The organism is Aquimarina callyspongiae (assembly GCF_034322225.1).
Taxonomy (GTDB): Bacteria; Bacteroidota; Bacteroidia; order Flavobacteriales; family Flavobacteriaceae; genus Aquimarina.
Genome location: NZ_JAXLPA010000004.1, coordinates 303,559 through 324,606, shown reverse-complemented (window position 1 = coordinate 324,606; position 21,048 = coordinate 303,559). Strand labels below are relative to the sequence as shown.

Below are 21,048 nucleotides of genomic sequence, written 5' to 3'. Positions count from 1 at the left end.
TTACCTGTTGATTTAACTTATAATCTTTTCGATTTTAAAAACATCTCGATACGCGTTCGTTCCTCATGCACTGGATGTGGTGAAGTGTAGACTTTAGTTCAATAAAAAAAGGCTGTCTTAAAAGACAACCTTTTTAAGGGACCAAAAAATATTATTATTAAAAAATTATTTTACAAAAATCTTATGAGTAAGATTTTTACTGCCAGTAGTCATTTGCACAAAATAAACTCCGCTGGAAAATTTACTAACATCTATTGATTGTTTAATTGTTCCTCCTCCTGGAGCAGTTTTCAGTGCTATAATGTCTAATGTTCTTCCGTTCATATCCTTGATACTGATTTGCTGTGAAGAAGATTTTAGGTTACTGATTTCTATATTTAGAATATCTTCTACCGGGTTAGGATAGGCAGTAAATCTCAATTCTCCTGCTGGTCCATTGTCATCAAAGGCCGCAAAAGATGCTCCGCAAGGACCAAGATTTGTCCATCCTGTTGCCGTTCTTTCGTATAAAGATCCATTATAGGTTACGCGATCACCTACACTATAATTAACAGTCGAAGACCATGGTGCGACTCCGGCACAAGGATCACTTGATGTACAAGCTCCAAGATTTTGCCATCCATTGGAAGTTAACTCATATAAATATCCATTATAGGTTACCCGATCACCGATACTATAACTAACATTTGGAGACCAAGGTGCTACACCATCACAATTACCACCACCACTGCTACATGTTCCTGTAGAGTTGTAAGTATTTTGACCACAGGTCATGGTAAAATTATCAAAGGTATCACCTGAGGTTTTTCTGGCTTGCCATGCAGTACCTACTGTGGTATTGGCAGCATAAGATCCTCCTGCATTGGCAGATCCCTGCAACGTATTGTTCTGATAATACTGTAAGGTACAATCTGAATTATTGGTAAATGTTACAGCGATAGGATCTCCAGTATTACATCCACCACCATCACAAGTTTGTAAACAACTTGAACCGGCAATGTAATTACGGATTACATTAGCTGGTTGCGAACCAAAACCGTTATTAAAATTAACTCCTACACTGGTATTAGGACAATAACTCATGATTGTTCCTCCTCCAGAAGGGTTTCCTGGTAATGAGCAACCTCCTTCTGTAAATCCGGCACACCCATCGATGGCTGTATTATTACCATTCCATACACAGGCATGGGTATGTCGTGATCCTACATTATGACCTAACTCGTGAGATATTAAGAATACATCAAAAGAATAGGTAGGGATATTACTATAGCTACCATTGATACCAGAAACGGCATACTTTCTAGAAGAATTACATAGCGTTCCTATTCCGCCTGCGAGTCCTCCTCCAAAACTATAATTAACCATATGTCCTAAATCTCCATTAAGACCATTGCTGTTTCTATAGTTTATATAGCTATCAAGGTTATTATTACTAAATGGCTGATTAGACACCCAGGCTTTGGTTCCTGATAGTTGGAGCGATATTTGATCATTGGCATATAAAGCAGCTACCTGATTAAATACAGCTTCGATATAATTAGAAGCTGACTGAGCTCCTCCTTTATCATTAACAATGTCTGTACATATATCAAAGAATACCTTTACACACTTAGCAGCAGCTTTATTCTGTGGATTATCAGCGAGCTCTTCGATAGTATATCCTTTGGTAACATCATCCTCAGCCTGGCAGGCAAAGTCATATAAATAACTAATTTCTTTGTCTTGATATAAGATATGATCTTTACTGTTTTCTACCGGTCCTACAACCAGGTTTCCTTGTTGCCCACCGATACTAATCAGACCAGAGACTTTATCATCGTAAAAACTGATTGCTACCAAGGAATTAGGTTGGTTTTTTACGATTCCTCGATAGTGAGCTACATTGTTACGCTTGAGCACTTTGCCTGATGGCATTTCTATGGCCGAAAAATCATCGGTTACTACGTTCACTTTTACCAGATCCAATGACATGGTTGATTTCTGACCTGGAATGCTCAGATTCATTGTGTTAGGAAAATTGCCGTACAAGGACTTTAATTTACCTTGATCAACAGAAAATAACACGTAATCCTGAAGTCCTTTTGGGACTTGAAGATCACTTTTTTTGTCAATTTTGGTAAATAGTTGGGTGTTTTTGAAATCAGCACCCTGGGATTTCTCTTGGGCTACTAATTCACTTGGTTTTTGTTGAGTTTGTGCGAAACTTATTGCCGAGAAAAGGGCAATCGCAATTACTAGAATTTGTTTCATTTTATTGGGTTTTAAGATTTGAACCTTTACTTAGTTATGATTCTGGCCCCATAAACCGTCTTCAGTAAAGATTCAAAAGGTTTGAGTGTCATAAAGTTACGAACTCAATACCACCCTGAAAAGAATAATGTTAATTTTTTATTTTAGTTACCCTTATATTATCTAGCAATCCTAACTATAGCTTGTGTTGATGGAATAAGTAAATATATTTTTATCAATTTTAAAACTGTTATAATAATAGTGCGATTTTGATAAAGTATTAAATTTAACATTATTGACATTAGTTTTTCCTTTAAGGACTTATCCCGTCTCTTTCGTTAACGAAATTCTTAAATTCGTTTAGATTACGAAACGTTTTCCAAGGTTTTCCTTTTTCAGAGAATTGAACTTCGCAACAATGTAGTCCACTGCTAAATTATTTTATTCACATTGCTGGTAATCACTTTTTTTAAACAAGTCAGGAAAAAAGAGGAAGTACCTTTTCTCCAATTTCTTCAATCAATTCTTCTGCTGGTCTAGAACCATACTTTAAATTTAAAAGATTTAGCATTTATAAATGTGTATATTCACCTGACTCATATGTCATTATGTGATTTTCTTTTCATTTTTATGTCATTCTAAATGAACGACTTAATACTATTTTCTCTTAAGTTCATTCTATCTTATCCAATAATATGAAATTCATCGAATTTTAACTAAAACAATGATTCTTCCTTAAGAAAAGATATAAATTTATGTGAATTAACTAAGAAAAACATCTATTAACTTATTAGGTGTTTATTTTAATATAACTAACATGAACACAAACATCTTCGATGGAAGAATTCTTCTTCCTATGATTTTCTTGGCATTATCAATAAGTGTTAATGCACAAAGCGAGAAAGAAGTTCAACAGATTCGTAGTAAATACGATTTGTCAAAACTTCAAAAAATTGAACAGGATTTTTTAACAAAATCAAAAGCTGAAAAACAAGAGGCTTTAAAGATTGCTAAACAGCGTGGGTGGGAAGAAAAAGTTACCAACCCTGACGGTAGTTACATGGAACTCCAAAGAATTGAAAACGGCAGACCTATTTACTATGGTACTCATAATGTAGCCGCTGCCAGATCTACCAGAGCAAATCATTTGAATAGCGGTGGATCTTTAGGCCTAAACCTTATGGGGCAAAATATGACTGCTTATGTTTGGGATGGGGGTGTTGCAGATAGAAACCACCAAGAGTATGACGGTGCAGGTGGAAGTAACAGATTCACTCCTGGAGATGGAAGCTCTGCAGATGATCATGCAGCACATGTTACAGGTACAATTATGGCTTCAGGTTTTACGGCTAGCGCAAAAGGTATGGCACCTCACGCAAAAGCTATTGGTTATGATTGGAATAGTGATTTATCCGAAGCTACTTCTTCTGCTTCTAACGGAATGTTAGTTTCTAATCATTCTTATGGCCTAGTAGGTATGCCAGCATCTGCTTATGGGGCATATATTGCAGAAGCTCGAGATTGGGATCAAATTATGTATAATGCTCCAAACTATCTAGTAGTTACTTCAGCTGGTAATAATGGTACTAATAATGTGAATAATAATCCAGTTGGTGGGGTTAGTGGTTATGATAAAATGATGGGACGTGGAGCCGCAAAAAACTCTTTAACGGTTGCTAATGCACAAGATGCTAATATAGATTCCAGCGGTAATTTAGTTTCAGTATCAATTAATAGCGGAAGTAGTCAAGGCCCAACTGATGATTTAAGAATTAAACCAGATATCACAGGAAATGGTACAAATGTATATTCAAGTTTAAGAAATAATACGTACGGGAATTATACTGGTACGTCAATGTCTGCGCCTAATGTAACAGGTTCTCTATTACTTTTACAACAACATCATAGAAATACACAGGGTTCTTTTATGAAAGCTGCTACATTAAAAGGTTTAGCATTACATACTGCTGATGATGCTGGAGCTAATGGTCCTGATCCTATTTTTGGTTGGGGATTAATGAATACAAAGCGAGCTGCAGAAACTATAACTCAAAAAGGAAATGAATCTAGAATCGAAGAAGTAACACTGAACTCTGGTCAGACCTATACCATAACAGTAAATTCTGATAATACAAATCCATTATTAGCTTCTATTTCCTGGACGGATAGAGCAGGAACGGTCAATAATTCTGCAAACGTATCTACTCCAGTTCTGATAAACGATTTAGATATTAGAGTTTCAAAATCTGGAACTACATATTCTCCTTGGAGATTAACGGGAGTTACTACTAATGGTAGGGGAGATAACAGAGTAGATCCTTATGAGCGAGTTGATATTACCGGAGCTTCAGGAACATATACTATTACGGTTACACATAAAGGTAACTTAACTGGTGGAAGTCAGGCATTTTCTCTAATTGTTACAGGGGTTACTGATACACAAACTACTTGTACTCCTACTGTTCCTAGTGGGGTTACAGCTTCTTCAATAACAGGATCTGGTGCTACCATTTCCTGGTCTGCGGTATCTGGAGCTACTTATGATGTTAGGTATCGTCAAACGGGAACTTCTTCCTGGACTACTAATACCGTTTCTAGTACAACCACTACTTTAAGTGGACTATCGGCTACCACCCAATACGAAGTTCAGGTGCGTAGTAAATGTACTTCAGGGAACTCTAACTACAGCTCATCTGTAAACTTTACAACCACATCTACTGATGTTAATTATTGTGCAGCTACTGCTACTAATGGTCCCGATGCTATTTCGAATGTCTCTTTTGGAAATATTAATAATAGCACAACCCGAGGAGCCAATGGTTACCAGGATCATACTTCAATATCTACAAATGTTTCAAAAGGAGCAAGTGAAACTCTTACGGTTACTATAATAGGATATCAAGGAGGAACGAGTAATGAAGTTTATGCTTGGTTTGATTGGAATCAAGATGGTGATTTTTCGGATTCAGGAGAAGCATTTACTTTAACTAAATCTAGTGGTACTGTAGGAACTTCTTCTATAACTATTCCTAATACAGCTGCTTCAGGAGCTACAAGAATGCGCGTAAGAGTAGGTTATAATGCAGGAGATAATATTGCATGTGGTGCAGGTGCCTATGGAGAAGTAGAAGATTATACTATTAATGTTGGCGGAGGTACTGGTGACACTCAAGCACCGTCTAAACCTACCAACTTAGTTGTTACAAGTGTTACAAATACCGAAGTAAATTTAAGCTGGACTGCTTCAACAGATAATGTTGGAGTGACAGGATATGAAGTTTATAGAGATGGTATTAATTTGGGCACAACCACAAATGGTGATACAACGGCTAGAGTTTTTAATTTAAGTGCAAATACAACATATACCTTTTATGTTATTGCAATAGATGCTGCTGGTAATAAATCAACTGCAAGTGATACGGTAACTGCTACTACTACAGGAGGAGATACAACTCCTGATTATTGTACTCCTTCAGCAGGAAATCCTAGTGGACAACATATTACTAATGTTACTATTGGTAGTATAAATAACAATTCAGGTGCTGGAACTAATGGATATACTGATTATACTTCACAAAGTACTAGCGTTAATGGAAGTACCACTTTATCGGTTACGGCTCAGGCTACGTGGCCGTTAACTAAGGCAAAAGCCTGGGTAGACTGGAATAGAGATGGTGATTTTGATGATGCGGGTGAAGAAGTACTTAATGGCTCAGGAAGTGCAACGAATAGAACCTATACCAGTACAGTAAGCATACCTAGTGGAGCTTCAGGCACAGTTGTGCTTCGTGTAAGAGCGTCTTATTCAAATGATCCTACTCCTTGCGGAGCTATTTATTTTAGTGATAATGAGGATTATACACTTAATGTTACTTCGTCTGCTTCGAACGAAAACTTATACGCGAATACCGGGCAAGTAGATGATACTAATATTACCGTCTACCCAAACCCTGTTACAGATTTTGTTACTATTAAAGGAAACTCTTTAGTTTCTTATAGAATAGTTAATGCTATTGGTCAAACGGTTCAAAAAGGTAACTTAGATAATCGTGAAGTTAATGTTTCTGATTTAAGTTACGGAGTTTATACCATAGTAATTCTTAATGATCGTCAAAAATCATATAAGTCCAAAATAGTTAAGAAATAACATATTCTTTCAATTGAATAAATTAAACCCCAAACTATTTAGTTTGGGGTTATTCTTTATATAATTCTATCTATCATGGTTTTGCCGTGATAGTTTTTCAATTCTTATTGTTGCCTGAATGTTCTCCAATTTTTAAAACAGAAATATAAAATTCTTGATTTTTTTGTAGAGGGATTGTTAAATTTCATTTTCGTTTCTCTAAATCAAATACATAATGTTGTAAATAGATTAAGCTTTAAAATCAATTTTCTTTTTGAATTATTTATTTCATGTTTGAGAGCAGTTACGAAGTCAAATTCATCTTCTTGGTAGATGTTCACAAAAATGTTTTCAATTTCGTTTCCTTTAAGTTGTCTAATATTACATTCTCTAAAGCAAGAGGTAAATAGGATAAAAGCCAGGAGTAGGTGAGGACAAGCAACTACTTATAGTCATTGTTGTACTTTAGTTATTTTTTCCCTCAATAAAATTTATTTCACTATTAATATTATCAATAAGCTTTTGAGCATGAGACTTTTGATCATTATACCAATCAATTTGTTTTTTTATTAAGGTGATTTTAAATTGGATTGATTTTTTTAATTTATTGCTATAGTTATAGCCTAAGACATCATTTTCATCGAATTCAATAATCAAATCACTAAACCTTTCTCTATTATGTTTAAATATTGATTCATCAATTCCTTTTTCAATATATTCTGTGGTTCTGTAATAGAGAAAAATATCTTCAATAAGGTAATTGCTTCTTAATATTTCTATTTGGCCTGAAGACACAAGATTGTTGATTGTAGTTTTATTTGAAGTAAACTTATATCCAGCTACTAAAAAATTAAGGTCTTCAATTGGGTTGTCTATTTTTTTAATGAATGTCGATAAATCTTCTTCAACTTTGTTTAATTTATCAATTAATATACTGTCTTCTTTTATTAATGTCTCATAAAGTCTCTTATCGTAGCCTAAATTGGTTGTAAGCCTAGTAAGATAGAGGATTTCCTTTTTTTGATTTTGATTTTTTACATTCAAGTTATTTACTTGAACGGCAATCAATATTCCAATTACCACTAGTAGAATTTCTCCAATAGCGTATTTTAAATATTTTCCAGTTTTACCTTCTGAAAGTAGATTTTGTCTAATTTTTCTAAAGAATTTGATCATAGATTAGAGATTAGTCATAATAAAGTACAAAGTTTATTGCACTGTGCGTTTGCAACTCACAAGGTATGTATGCAATATACTAATTGTTGTGCATTCCTTTTTTTAATAATTTTCTATATCCATTAAGGCTAAATCAACTTCTGGAAAATTATAGTTTTTAATTAATTCACTTTGGGTAATAACTTCGTTTTTGGAGCTGGTCAATTTCAAATCTGCTAAAATTTTTTTTTCGAAAAAGAAACTCAACTATTTTTGACTTGGTATTACCATCAGCTCTGCAATTCGCATCTGAATCGGTACTAATCTTAAAAGATAAATAACCTCTGGCTTAAAATCCTTTTGAAGTATTAGTTTTGATTATTTGATATTTTTATGGGATTCTGTTTTGTATAGTTGTACATAAGGTGAATGTCGGAATCTGTTTTAATATCGTTTATACAGTGCTATGTAGAAACTTATTATTCTATTAAAGTAATTCTGGTTGAAAATATTTCATCGATAATCTCTACTCCCTGTTCAGTAACTTTTGTTCTTAAGTTTAATCTCTCTAACTCTAATTTTGCTTTATCTATCGATTTCACCTTTATTAATAAGGCAAGGAAAAAGGTATCAGATTTTATCAATTTTAAGTACGGTCCTTCAGAGAAATAGAATTCATTTTCCTTTTTAACTATCCCCGGAATTTTTGCCAATTCGTTTTCAAATTCAGCAGGGTTTTCAGCACTAATTCTTATTTCTTTTAAGAACTGAATACCTAGTTTGCCTCCTTTGTTACTAACTAATTTATCTACTGCTTTTTTTCGATTAAGCGTGACGAAATCTCTGTCGTGATAATCACATAAGAATAAATTAATGCTATCTGGAAGTAGATTAGTCAGGGACACCGTACTCCATTGAGAAGCTCTACTTACTCTTCCGTGTGTGATATTGGCAGAATCTAGGACAGATATGGTTCTTTTTAGTGGTTGACTGGGTTCTAATGCGATTCCATAATGAGTTATGATTTCTTCTGGTGGTTTTTCTATTAACTCAATAACAACATTTCCTAGTGTTATGCCTCCGCTTGTGAAGTTTCCCCAATTTTGATACTCCCATACTTTGGGTAAACCAAATTGCTCTGTGAGCACTTTAAAAATATCTAATGTATTATTTGAAGAGATATAGAAATGTTCTACTTTTTTTATACTTACGTTTTCCCTTTTTGAACATGATAAAAGAAAAAGAGCGGTAAAAAAAACTATAAATACTTTTCTTCTCATATTGCTTTGTTTTGTATACAGTTAGGTATATGTGTTATAGCAGGGTAAATTGTTACCCTGCTTTTGGATATTATTAGGTTATTGTTGGATTATAAGATTTTTATCTAACAAAATACTGTTTTTAACTCTTTCTTTTTCTACCTAGTGCTTCCATAAGTTGTGGTTGTCCTTCGAGGGCGATGTCTGCAATGGCATAAAACTCTTGCATCCAGCTATCCATTTTTGCGAAGGCTGCATCTTTTTGTTTGGTGGCATCTTCTGATTCTCCTACTTCTCTAAGGTATTCTGCTCTTGCTGTTTCTACGATTTGGATTTGTGCAATGCCATTAGTAAAATCTTCTGCAACGACCTTAACTGTCTCTAGTTTTTGTAAAATTTCCTGATCGGTAGTGTTATAAAACTTACGAATGGTTTCTATCCAATTGGTATGTGCTTTGGGCATAGTACCGTTGACTCCTAGTTTGGCTAGTATTTCTGGTGTTTTACGAAATATCGCTTTGGCTTTTTTACGGTGTAAACGGTATTGTGATTCGAGGGTTTCTTTTTCTTTTTTAAAAGTAGCAGAGGCTTCTACGGTCTCACCATCTTCTTGTTGTTTTAAATCATAAGAGGCTCGTGTTTGTTGATAGAGTTGTTCTCCTTCTGCAATTTTGTTTGCGTCATAGCTTAGTTCTGCCAAGCCTGTAGCGATGTCTGATTGATTTTTTGCATTTTCTAATGCTACACGATATTGTTCTAGCGTGTTGGTTTCTGTTTTTCTAGCAATGTTAGCCATACTAATTATCTGTTTTAGTTATTGTTATTAGCATGTGTCCAGAATAGGAGATTTGTTAACGTGCTTATGTTCATTTTTATGTTGCCCAAGCATATTTTGAGCTTACTCAACGGTTTTTTAGGGTTGCCGGAGCGTTTTTTGTGGTTGACTATACATTTTTGTGGATGACTGATGAGTTTATTGTGGATACTCTTTGGTCTTTTATGGTTGTTCAAGCATTTTTGATGGTGACTCTTGTAGTTATCTGTGTCGTTTTAAAGTAAAAATGGTGTTAGGCGGTAATTTTCCCGGCCTATTTTTCTCGTAGTTGCAATAGATAGAGGTGTTTATGTTCTATTTTGGGAGTAACAAATCATCGATTCTTGACACTTAGTATAAAGGAAACTGGTCAAAAAGGGCTGACTACCCTGTTATGAAAGTTGGAGATATGCCGAAAATCCAAATAATAAATAGAGTAGGCATACACAAATTATATTAAAAATGAATTTTTTTCTAAATTTACTACACAAACCAAACTTAAATTTGAGACACTTTAGTAAAATTGTTTATTTTCTTGTTTTTTTGATTACACTATCTGGTTGTGAAACAGAATCTCATCAAATAGAGCAAACTCCGGAACAATTATTTAAACAAGCGTTTACTTTTGAGGATTTTAAGGACTCGCCTGCTTTACAAAAAGATGATTTAACCATTGATTGGTCTTCTTTTATCTCAAGGAAGCTTGATGCTTCAATATTCTATGAATTTTCTGTAATTAATAAAAGTAATTCATTACTAAATATTGAGGGGTATGTATCAAAAATGAGTTATCGTCTTTTGGCTCGATTTAATGCCGATGATCAACCCGAATATTTCTTGGCGGAAATGTTGCCGACTACTACAAATATTTCTAAGGATCTATCTTATCTGGATATATCGGATTATTCTGGAATGGTATATGTTTTAGACCTTACTGGAAAAAAAATAGCAAGAGAAACATATGAAAATGGTACTCTACAAATCAAAGCTGTAGAGAATGGAATAAATCAGGTTTTATTACCTCGATCTCCTTCGAAATGTGCTATTTTGGATGGTTTAGAATCTGTTAATTGTAGTGGAGCAGGTGGTTGCTCTACCAGTACAGTAACAGTACAGCATTGGGAGTATTTCTATGATGTAACCTATTATGAAAATACGGGACAAATCATTGATGTAGTTTATTCTCACAGAGAATCCAGAGGTCAGACAGTACAACAAGTAACAAATTGTAGTCCAACAACTACACCTCCCGCTACTCATACTAATGCAGAGAGTATCGAAAGTAACCCTCCTGAAATTTTATCTAATGACTCGGAAGCAGAAGGTGCTATCCCTCCTGATTGTGATAGTTTTAAATTTCAAAAACTAGAAAATGTTTCTTGGCAAGAATCTTTAGTAGAAGGGCTATATTTTAAAATTACATTAGTTCAAACAGCTCCTATAAAGATAAAAGTATTACACACTATTAAATTTCCACAAGGCATTAAATTTGGAGTACCTACAGTAGATAGACTAGGTAATAGGGTAAGCCCTGGCATGGCTGCATCAATAACAGCTAATGCAATTCATCAAACGATGAAACAAATTAGAAATACTTATGGAAATCAAGAACTTAGTACAAGTTTTGTGAGAACTAAATTTCAAGAATTACTAGGAAATAACTATCCTGATTATACTGGGGGTGGAAGGATTAATTTTAATGACATGACCAGCACTATGCAACCTACAGAATATAAAGCAACATGGAACCCAAACCCTTTTAATTGCGATTAAATTAGATGTATGGAAATAAAAGAATTAGAAGAAATAGTATACAAATATTATCCCAAAAAAATTGATGCTTATAATCAAGAACTTTATAAAGAAACTTCTGAATTTAAGTTGTTAAAAGAAACAATTGATGAAAAATTAACATCTGAATTGGAGACTCATAGAATTCATAAAGATTTGGTGTCAAGGATTTCAGAAAAGGAAAAGATGAGATTTATTGATATGACTTATTATACTTCATTGGATAGGTCTCATAACCTTCAACTCAGCAAAAAATTTGAGGATAAATATTATCAAATAAATTTATACACAAGTGTATTAATTCCATGTTATTTGTTAATTGTCCGAGAAAGTGAGATAAGTCAATTGGAAGTAAATCCTTTTAGTAGTTTAAAAAAAACAACTAATTTGGATATTGATTTTTTAAATGAAACACTTCAAAAAATTCATGAAACTGTTGAAAAAAACAGTTTTATATTATTAAAAGATGAATTGCATAACCATCTTATTAAAGATGTTAGTTTTGAAGACGTTGTATTTGGGAAGTTTACTTTGTTTAATGCTTTCTTTTTTAACCAATATTTCTAAAATATTATAGGGAATTCTTTGATTCCCTATAATATCTATTTTAATTATGAAGAGTAAGATTTTTATAATAGTCTTTTTATCCATTTTATCTCTGTATTGTATGCAGGGACAAGATGTACTTGGTAAATGGGCACGAATAGATGATGATAGTACTTATTCTATTCCTGAAAGCGTTGTGATTGAAATTACTAAAAAGGAGCTTTTAATTTATAGTTTTGATAGTTTGTACTCCAAAACGAAACTTAAGATTGATGCTAAAAATAAAGTATTTAAAAAGGGTGAAAATGAAGAATACTCAGAGAGTAGGTATAAATTAAAAAATGATATTTTTTTAACCGAATATGACGAGGTAAATGTTGTTACAGATAAAGGGATGATTTCTGATACTGTAGCATATAAATATGTTAAGCTCTTACCAACCATTATTAATCATCCTATTGAGAAAATATTAAATAAAAACTATGAACATTTTTATGGTGCTACTTTTTTAAGACCGCATAATAATATTAGGTTCGACGATTTAATGTGTTCTGATCAATTTAAACTTATTGCTGGAGAAGATAGTTGTCCCAAATACAAATTAAAAAAACTAGATAAAACGTACTTTATTATTTATTATGCTGATCGTACCTATAGAAAGTGGATGGTGCCTATAAAAGAAATAAATGAGGGACATTTAGTGATTTATGGTGTTCATGGTAAGGACGGTTTTGTTAAGCTGCATGAAATCAAAGAAATAAAAGAGGAGAATAATTTTTTTAAGAAGCATTGAGTTTGTATGATTAATACTCTATTGGATACATTAAGAATAACCACTTCTTTATAAAAACTGTTTAACTCACTATTTTTACTTATGACCAATAACATACCATTAGATTTACTTGGAAGACATATCAGTGAAATTCCTGAAGCATATTCTACTACAGAAGGACAATCTCTTGAGAGAGACATATATATGCTTGATGTAGTGAATGATTTTTTAGGCAAACCGTATCAAATGATTTTTATTGCTACAGATAAGAATGATTTGATTATAAATTTTACTATATATATTGATGAAATCATAGACAGACCCTTTTACGATAGTATGGTAGAAGAATATGGAGAACCTGATAGTATGTATAAAAAAGGTGAAATTATATCAATAGGAGAACCGGTAAAAGTTGATTTTTTTGAATCATCAAGTACGACTTATGAATTACAGGAATGTACCTTTGATGAATCACCTCTTACATTTATCTGGCAAAAAGAAGCATATGATATACAAGTGATTATAGGAGATAAAAATGATACTTTTCAAAAATCAAGAATAATATTTGACAAAGACTTAATGTCTAGTTTGGCTAATTAAAAGAATTAGATTTTGATTATTAAAACCCCGTTTATTCGGGGTTTTGCCTTTTTAAGAGTTGCCAATTTAATTTTATGTCTTCGACCTTACTTCGTTCTTCAATTTTTTTAAGTATAGATTTCCTGTGACCTGAACCGATAAATACTATTGCTTGATTAAAAGTGCGATGCTTACAATAAGTATAAATATTATTAAGAATTTCATCTTCTCGTTTCTCATTTATTTTATTTTCCAACGTAGAAATGTGGTGTAATTTTTTGTCTCCAATAGTTTTCAATACCTTTTCTTTTGCAACGTCTATTTCTTGAAGTAATTTATCATTAGTATCACTGTTTAGAAAATCAAATCCATATTTGTTTGTTACTAAAATTAGATTATCTATAGAGTTTCTATAATCAAATGCATCTCGAGATGTTGCTCCGGATATTTTATTTCGCATTCTTTTACAATTCTCGTAGAAGTTTAATGGTCTAGGTAAAGTATCAACAGGAATATGAGGAATATCTTGTTTATTTAAATGTTTCTTTATAGCATCAGTTTCTAATGTAGTTTGTTTATTCTCTTTATATATCCTGTTAAAAGTAGCTTTTTCAAGTTCTTCAAAAATAACGTCAGGATTTATACTTTCGATAATCTTAAGTAATTCTTTTGAATTACAATTTCCTATATTATAATGCCTAGTAAAAATTAGATTAAGAATTTTCATTTTTCTTTTCTATATTACTTGTTACAGTTAATATATAAATTGTTATATCCCTAAGCGTGCTATAATTTCATATAAATTGTTATAGATTTATATCTAATTATTCACTAAATATTCATTTTTCAATCCGAATTCAATGATATCTGTCGTATTTTTTCTTTCAACAGTTTTTCTATCATTGAAATTCAGATCTAGTTGTTCACTCCTCAGAAAGTTAATAGCTTTTTTAAATTTTTCAATTGCTAATTTTTCATTTTTCAAAATTGCGAGTATTTGATTACAAAATGCATCTATTCTCTTTTTATCTTTTAAAGAAGGTACTGATTGAGGGGAAACAATAAATCTAAAAATCATCAAGATTTGATACCTAAATCTACGAGATGTCTTATCAAGTTTGTTTTGATTATAGTACTGTTCTAGCTTAAAATATGTCATAGCACTTGTATAATATGGTAAATAATCATGTGATGCATTAAAAATATCTTCCCCCATTTCTTTTATTAACTTACCATAATAACCGGCAACTAGATGTGGTTTATTTAGCAACATTGATGAAAATACTTTAATTTGAGTTTCTCTATTGATAATCCTGTTCATTGGAATGTCAGAATTCTTAAACTGATTGGTTCTTCGTTCATAAAAAAGCTTAAAGTCATCATTAGGAAGAGCATTGTAATAATATTCTAGATTTCTTTGAAATTCTGTTAAAGCTTCAAGTTCAACCGCATCAACAGCAGTTTGATTATTTGTAGCTCTTGTAATTTGACTTTTAATATCGTTTTTGTTGGTTACAATAACTTTTATTGGAACGTGCATTTTTTCAATACCTTCTACACTTCTATTTTCATACAAAACATTGCTTGTTTGACAACCATTAACTATTTGATAATTGGTAATCGTAATATTATCTCCTGCTCCTGATATTTCATCAGCAACAATTGTCACTCCATTGTTTAAGATGCAAAATGAATCTAAATCTCCATTTCTTAGAGTCTGAGCAATATCTGAATTCACTGCATTATTCTCTTGTTCTAAATAATCTCTAATATTATCATTAAAAACCGATTTCATTTTTCCAGTGTCATCAATTATAATTTTTCTAAATTCTGAAAAAGGTATCATTCCGGAATAGGCAACCTTGATATTTGAAATTGTTGGAATAGTTACTTTTCTCTCAAATTTAATTGATGCTTCAACAGGTTCTTTGGTTTTTCTATAAAGATATTGAAGCTTTTTTGAATCACAAGGAGTAAAGTTAATGTCTTCAAATAAATTTAAATTATCAAGTTCTTCTTTGTTTCCATTTATTACTTCAAGTAAATTTGAATCTTCTACCCATTTGCCAGTTGAACAAAAATAAAGATTACAAATAGGATTTCTTTCTTTCATATATTTAGAGTTACTATAAATAAACTCTTTCATATCTATGAAATTCTTCATTTCGTCAGTAACAAATAAGTCAGGAGAATCTTTAAAAAATGATTTTGTCCACCTAAAGAAATTATCAATTTGTTTACCATCAAATTTAGATGATGTTTTGGATTGAATCAAAACAAAAGATACGATTAAAGTTCTATTTAAATCAATTAACTCTTGAATTTCATTACTTGAATTACAAAGCTTATTATTTACAATAATACCAATTCCATCAATTCCCTGAGTGTTTTTCCCTGTTGAAATTTCCTTCTCATCAAATGAAACAGAATCGTACTCTTTATTAACTATGCAAAAATTAGTAAACATTTCAAATTGTTCACTCTGGGTTAATGAATCATAGCCTTTACTATCTGTGAATTCGTTTAGAAAACTCTTCGTTATAGCATCCATCTTTTTATATTTATTTTCTTGTTAATTATCTGTAGAGTAGAAATATATCTACTATTACATATTATCTGTCCTTTATCTCCCATTATTAAACCAATCTAAATGATCTCTATTGAAGACGTAAAGATGAATGGCATCTTGACTATAAAACTTGAGACGCCCATTACTGTTGTAGATAGTCATTTTTAGTTTAATCCTTTTTCAGAATAAATGTCAAATATAAAAATCCAACGTTCTGATTTGTTGTTGATGGAATAACTTCTTTAATCATCCAATCAGTTTCTAAATATTCATTCACTTTTGGAAATTCATACTCTTTAAAATCTAAATCTCTACTCATTGTAGAAGAGACTTGAACGGTTACGGTTTTGTATTTCATAATTTAGTTTTTTGTTTTAAATGTGCTACAACGTCTCTTGTATTGTGCGTTTGCTTCCAGAAGGGAGCAAATGAACTATAAAAATTGTTAGCATTCGTTTTTTTTCAATTCTGGAAATTCTTCCAAGCATGTTTTTATTTTCTTGTCATAAATGACTTCATCTCCTTCTTTATGTGTTGCTAAGCATAAAAAGTATTTCTTTCCATCAACTTTCTTGTAAATTATCCATTCACCCTTTAAGTCTTTGGAGTGCATGGCATGGGTATGCATCGCATTCGCTACAGATACAATTCCATGCTGTTCGTATTTTTTAAGAAAGTCATTGAATATTCTCCTTCGATTATCTTTTATTTTTCCTCTTTTAAACCAGTACTCTTTTATGTTCCTTATCACAGAATAACCAATTCCAGAATAAGTTCCGTGGTGTACTTTAGAAAAACCAATCAAGGTTTCTCCTGTAAAGTCAGAACCACTCAGTTCGTCTTGTTCTAGGTGACCAATTATATCTATGATTTCTGAGGCATTATAGAAACCAATTTTTTGAGAAAATTTTTCTCCTAGGTTCAATCTATGTCTTGTTATTTGTTCTTTTAATAATCTACTGCACTTTCCATTTGTCAATTTCATCTTTAGTCTTTCCTCCGTATCGATATACACCTCTTCAAATTTGTTCAGGGAAACTTCGAATTTTTCACATTTAGATTCGGGAATAAACCTTGCTGATTCTTGACTCAGATAATAGTTATAGATGGCTTCTTCGATTTCCATTTTCAATAAATGTTAATAGTCATTGTTTGGCATAGTTTTTAATTTATTTCACTAACCATTTTTCTTATGGTTAAATTTTCCAGCTTTCCAGCAATAGCATCATCGTTATTTTTATAATGCATTCCATCATTATATATTACTCCTAATAGATAATATGTTTCGGGAATTACTATTCCCTTACTTTCAGCATATTTTAATTTCTCTGAAGTTCTGTGTGTGTCAAGAAACTCTTGTTTAAAAACAGGGTCACCTATTTTATCATAAGCGTATAATTCTACTTTTTTACGAATCTGACAACAGACTGCAAAAGGATCATATTCATCCTCTTTATTACAGTATTTATCAAATTCACCTTCAGTGTAAGCATCAAATACAGAAGAATTGCCCCAAGTTGGTTTTAAATTCAGAGCTTCAAACTCTGGTCTAATGTTTATGGGATTGGGTTGATAATGTAAATGATATTTAGAAAGATTACCTTCAATAGATACATGACTTCTATTCAAAAGAATTTTTTTAAAATGAGCATTTATTTTTGCTTCTCTCTTTTCAATGAAATGTACTTTTTGTTTACTGAAAGTAAAATTTTTAAAAAAGAGTGGGTTTAAATGAGTTAAAATTATCGGATACAAATTTTTGCCTTTAGCCTTCATTTTCATTATTAGTTGGGTAACATAATATTGCACTGCTACCAAATTTGCATCATCTAAATAATCAAAAATCTCATCTATAATAAGTATACAATTATCTTTCTCGAGGCTTAATTCAGCTTTTTTCAATAATGCAATGAAGCACATTACATCACGCTGTCCGTTAGAAATGTGTACAGTCTTTGGAATAGATATAATAAGTTTTCCATCTTTTTCCTCTGGTTTAAAATCCTGCCAACTTGAGTTGAAATCTTCAAATACTTTTGTGTATTTAGATTTTTCTAAATCATAAATTTTTCTGGTACAAGCATTTTTAAAATGATTAGGGTCGCGATTATAATCTACTGAAAGTTGTATTGCAGTTAAATAGTTATCAGCTGTTGTTGTATATCCTAAATCAAATGTTGAAATGAAATTAGCAAGTGTGGACAGATTATTTGTAGCATTAAGAAAATCAATCTCATTAGCTTCTATCCAGTTCAAAATGTTTTCAGCTGTTTCATTTTGTTGATTTACTCGATCTTTAAAAGCATTAATTCGATTCTGGAAAGTTGGCCCATTAATTCTTTGAAGGGTTGTATAATGAGAACTTAATTGTTTTATGAATTCACTATTTGCATATAATCCTGTTAGATTCTTAAGAACTTTTCCATTTGCTCCGAAAATGTTTCTTTGGTCGCTGACTAAGTATGAGAATGCCAAATTTTCGGGTATTGAACTGGATAGAACTATAGGTGGTGTTTCTAATGAAGCAGAAGCTATAACTGTTCCTCCAATTCTATTCTTTTTTGCTTTCGCAAAAATTTGATTATTAATTACAAACCAACTAAAATTTGCTCTTAACTGATTTGAATTTTCATTAGCGATAATTGTAGAACTATTCACACCATCAGAATAAGTCAATTCAATTTGTGGTTTGTTTGCTTCGTTTTTCTTGTAAAAATCATTTTTTTCTAAAACAATTTTTGTTGGCTTTAGCTTTTTAAATGTAGTAGCAAAAGAACTTTTCCCAAAACCATTTGGCGCAACGAAAATATGCGGTCTATTAGGCCGCAATTCGAATTCAAATGTTGAATTAGATGTGTTATTACCAATTCCCTTTATGTTTGTTATTTGAATTTTCTCAATCATTTGTCAAATTATGCCCAACTTAGGAATATACATACCATTACATATATCCAAGCTATTTTTATCCGTTTACAAACGTATAATACACGTATAATACACGTATAATATACGGTTGTTTTGTACTTAATCGATTTTAAAGAAAAGGAAATTTCCCCGAAAATGCAAGTTGTGGAGATGGATAGGAGTGAAGGTTTTTGAGAATTAGAGATTTTGATAAGTTAAGATTGATAGGAGAGTGCGTGAAAAAAACACTAGTCTTCGATATCCCCAATCAAGTTGAGGACAGGCTAATTTGCTATCACAAAAACACTCAAACTGACGTGTTTTTTTAGGTAAGTTTAAAGCAAGAAGGCTTTGATTGAAAATTTATTAGTCTTCGATACATCCTGAAACAAGTTCAGAACACTCAGACTGACGTAAATTTTCTTAGGTTGAGGTTGGGTTAAAAAACACTAGTTTTTGATATTCCGAATAGAGTAGAGGACACTCTGACTGACGTAAATTTTCTTAGCTGAGGTTGGATTAAAAAAACTTTTATTACTCACTTAATTTTTAGTTTTTTTGAGTTAAGGTTTTTTTGTTTTTCTATTGATATTCAGTTTGTTTTAAAGTTCAGTGATTTAGTTTATTGGCTAGTATGTGAAGTGTAACAATAGAATGGGGGCTATGATTTTATATATATTGTTATGTGGGTTTTACCCATTTAAAAGCTTGACAACTCTATTTCTAAATATACTATCTTCTTCGAGTATTGAAATACTACCAGGATTAAGCATGTAATTGATATAACCCATCGATGAAATTTCAATTTTTTGAAAAGCTGCGATAAAAAAAGTTGCGGCAAATCCATGTGTTACTACTATTTTATCTTTTTCTAATTGCATGATCTCATCAACAAATTGACATATGCGTTCTGCTACATTTCTTCTGCTTTCTGCTCCTTTACATATCTGATGATCTAGTCTGTTTCCATTGGGACTAACAGGTATCATAATTTTATTATGCTCACTTTGTATCATTCCGCCGTGTGTTCCAAAAGACATTTCTCTAAGCCTTTGATCGAGAATGGGTGGTGTATTTGTCCCGCTTGTCAAAATCTGAGCTGTTTGGGTAGCTCTTTTTAAGTCTGAACTATAAACGGTTAAATTTTGAAAATCAAAACCTAATTCTCTGATCTTACCTGGCAATTGAGATGCTTGCTGTTTTCCTTTTTCTGTCAGATCAGAGTTGAACCATCCACCAACTCTTCCGTCTACGGTATGTGTGGCTTCACAATGAGTAATCAGACAAATTCGTTTCATTTTTGATTTATTTATAATTACGGATAACGACCCGGCTATCAATAGTAGCGAACTTCTACTCACAAACCTTTCAGCTTGAACCAAAGTTTATTGTTGTTACTATCTTTTGTTTTATCAGAATTTTTTCCATTATTTTTATACGTTGTTGTCTTTAGTGTTTTTATCAGCTTTGTAATTCGTTATTACTAATTAAAAATCATTCTTTCTTTTTAAACTTCTTATTGATAATTTTTCTCTTCCATTCTTCTCCAAAGAAATCAAAATAATTAAGAGAATAAATTCCCAGAAAAAGCGCCCAATAAATCAACATATAAAAGAATAAAAACCAAGCTTCTGAATTAAAAACAGCAAGAATGAAGAATATAATCAAGCTGAATATAGCCAGCCCAAGAAGTTTGTAAAACCCTTTTACTTTTTCAACATATTCTTCTTCTTTTCTAATTTGTTCTATTTCTTCTTTCTTATTAGAATCTGTAATATTAGTTTCAAAAACAGATGCTAAAGCTTTTAATGATTCTAAACCTGCATTTTCTCCATTTTCAATTCGTTGAATAGTTCTTATACTTAACCCGCTCATTTCTGCTAATTGTTCTTGTGACCAATGTCGCTCTAATCTCATTTTTTTAATATCTCTTAAACTAGTTGTATTAGAATCCATTATTTTTTGTTCGTTTAATATTATTATGATGCAAAGCTAAATAGTAAACTTTTTTTGATGTCGTAAGTTATGGGACACAGCTATGACAAAAATATGACAGTACTATGACACCATTCTTTAATGATAAATAAAAAAGCGCAACATATAATTAAATTCTAATATTCGCTTATTTTTAAATCGATTTTCAGTTCACGTTTGAGTAAGAATTCAGATTTTATATAACAATATTCTATAATTACTTTCAATTTTTTTCTTAAAACGACATTGAACTAAAATCTAAATTTTGGAGTTTAGTGATATCTTCAATATTAAAGACAACGGTTTGTGTAGGTTGCGTTTGCCTATGGT

Annotated in this window: 16 protein-coding genes; 5 read left to right on the top strand and 11 right to left on the bottom strand. The window is 31.8% G+C overall.

The features are described from left to right. Positions 1-165: 165 nt before the first annotated feature. Complete coding sequence (locus U0D62_RS17975; protein ID WP_322288713.1) at positions 166-2,250, bottom strand: T9SS type A sorting domain-containing protein; 2,085 nt, start codon at positions 2,248-2,250, stop codon at positions 166-168. Between the two features lie 796 nt (positions 2,251-3,046). Here U0D62_RS17975 and U0D62_RS17970 point away from each other — a divergent pair. After that, entirely contained in the window at positions 3,047-6,376 is a 3,330-nt protein-coding gene (locus U0D62_RS17970; protein WP_322288712.1) for a GEVED domain-containing protein, read from the top strand. Between the two features lie 444 nt (positions 6,377-6,820). Here the strand turns inward: U0D62_RS17970 and U0D62_RS17965 are convergent, their stop codons facing one another. From U0D62_RS17965 to U0D62_RS17955, 3 genes are all read right to left on the bottom strand, one after another. After that, positions 6,821-7,531: a DUF6090 family protein gene (locus U0D62_RS17965; protein WP_322288711.1), complete on the bottom strand. Its 711-nt coding sequence runs from the start codon at positions 7,529-7,531 to the stop codon at positions 6,821-6,823. A 458-nt stretch (positions 7,532-7,989) separates the two neighbouring features. Next, entirely contained in the window at positions 7,990-8,790 is an 801-nt protein-coding gene (locus tag U0D62_RS17960) for a hypothetical protein (RefSeq protein ID WP_322288710.1), read from the bottom strand. Positions 8,791-8,911: 121 nt separating this feature from the next. Next, on the bottom strand, positions 8,912-9,565 hold the full coding sequence (locus U0D62_RS17955) for a PQLLE family protein (RefSeq protein ID WP_322288709.1): 654 nt from the start codon (positions 9,563-9,565) through the stop codon (positions 8,912-8,914). A 561-nt stretch (positions 9,566-10,126) separates the two neighbouring features. Between U0D62_RS17955 and U0D62_RS17950 the strand changes: the two genes are divergently transcribed. The 4 genes from U0D62_RS17950 to U0D62_RS17935 all read left to right on the top strand — a co-directional run bounded on the left by U0D62_RS17950 (position 10,127) and on the right by U0D62_RS17935 (position 13,292). Further along, positions 10,127-11,356: a hypothetical protein gene (locus U0D62_RS17950; RefSeq protein ID WP_322288708.1), complete on the top strand. Its 1,230-nt coding sequence runs from the start codon at positions 10,127-10,129 to the stop codon at positions 11,354-11,356. 9 nt (positions 11,357-11,365) lie between these two features. Then, positions 11,366-11,941 carry a hypothetical protein gene (locus U0D62_RS17945; protein WP_322288707.1) on the top strand — a complete coding sequence of 192 codons (576 nt, stop codon included), beginning with the start codon at positions 11,366-11,368 and terminating at the stop codon, positions 11,939-11,941. Positions 11,942-11,987: 46 nt separating this feature from the next. Next, positions 11,988-12,713 (top strand): hypothetical protein, encoded by a 726-nt coding sequence (locus tag U0D62_RS17940; protein ID WP_322288706.1) that lies wholly within the window; start codon positions 11,988-11,990, stop codon positions 12,711-12,713. Between the two features lie 81 nt (positions 12,714-12,794). Beyond that, a complete protein-coding gene (locus U0D62_RS17935) occupies positions 12,795-13,292 on the top strand; it encodes a hypothetical protein (RefSeq protein ID WP_322288705.1) in 498 nt (165 codons plus the stop codon). A 31-nt stretch (positions 13,293-13,323) separates the two neighbouring features. Here the strand turns inward: U0D62_RS17935 and U0D62_RS17930 are convergent, their stop codons facing one another. From U0D62_RS17930 to U0D62_RS17900, 7 genes are all read right to left on the bottom strand, one after another. Next, a complete protein-coding gene (locus U0D62_RS17930; RefSeq protein ID WP_322288704.1) occupies positions 13,324-13,998 on the bottom strand; it encodes a hypothetical protein in 675 nt (224 codons plus the stop codon). Positions 13,999-14,091: 93 nt separating this feature from the next. After that, positions 14,092-15,822 (bottom strand): AIPR family protein, encoded by a 1,731-nt coding sequence (locus U0D62_RS17925; protein WP_322288703.1) that lies wholly within the window; start codon positions 15,820-15,822, stop codon positions 14,092-14,094. A 187-nt stretch (positions 15,823-16,009) separates the two neighbouring features. Continuing rightward, positions 16,010-16,198 carry a hypothetical protein gene (locus tag U0D62_RS17920; protein ID WP_322288702.1) on the bottom strand — a complete coding sequence of 63 codons (189 nt, stop codon included), beginning with the start codon at positions 16,196-16,198 and terminating at the stop codon, positions 16,010-16,012. Positions 16,199-16,285: 87 nt separating this feature from the next. Then, on the bottom strand, positions 16,286-16,966 hold the full coding sequence (locus U0D62_RS17915; RefSeq protein ID WP_322288701.1) for a hypothetical protein: 681 nt from the start codon (positions 16,964-16,966) through the stop codon (positions 16,286-16,288). A gap of 38 nt (positions 16,967-17,004) precedes the next feature. Next, a complete protein-coding gene (locus tag U0D62_RS17910; RefSeq protein WP_322288700.1) occupies positions 17,005-18,744 on the bottom strand; it encodes a hypothetical protein in 1,740 nt (579 codons plus the stop codon). Between the two features lie 692 nt (positions 18,745-19,436). Further along, positions 19,437-20,042 (bottom strand): histidine phosphatase family protein, encoded by a 606-nt coding sequence (locus U0D62_RS17905; RefSeq protein ID WP_322288699.1) that lies wholly within the window; start codon positions 20,040-20,042, stop codon positions 19,437-19,439. A 196-nt stretch (positions 20,043-20,238) separates the two neighbouring features. Then, positions 20,239-20,700, bottom strand: coding sequence for a helix-turn-helix domain-containing protein (locus U0D62_RS17900; RefSeq protein WP_322288698.1), 462 nt, complete (start codon positions 20,698-20,700; stop codon positions 20,239-20,241). Positions 20,701-21,048 lie beyond the last annotated feature (348 nt).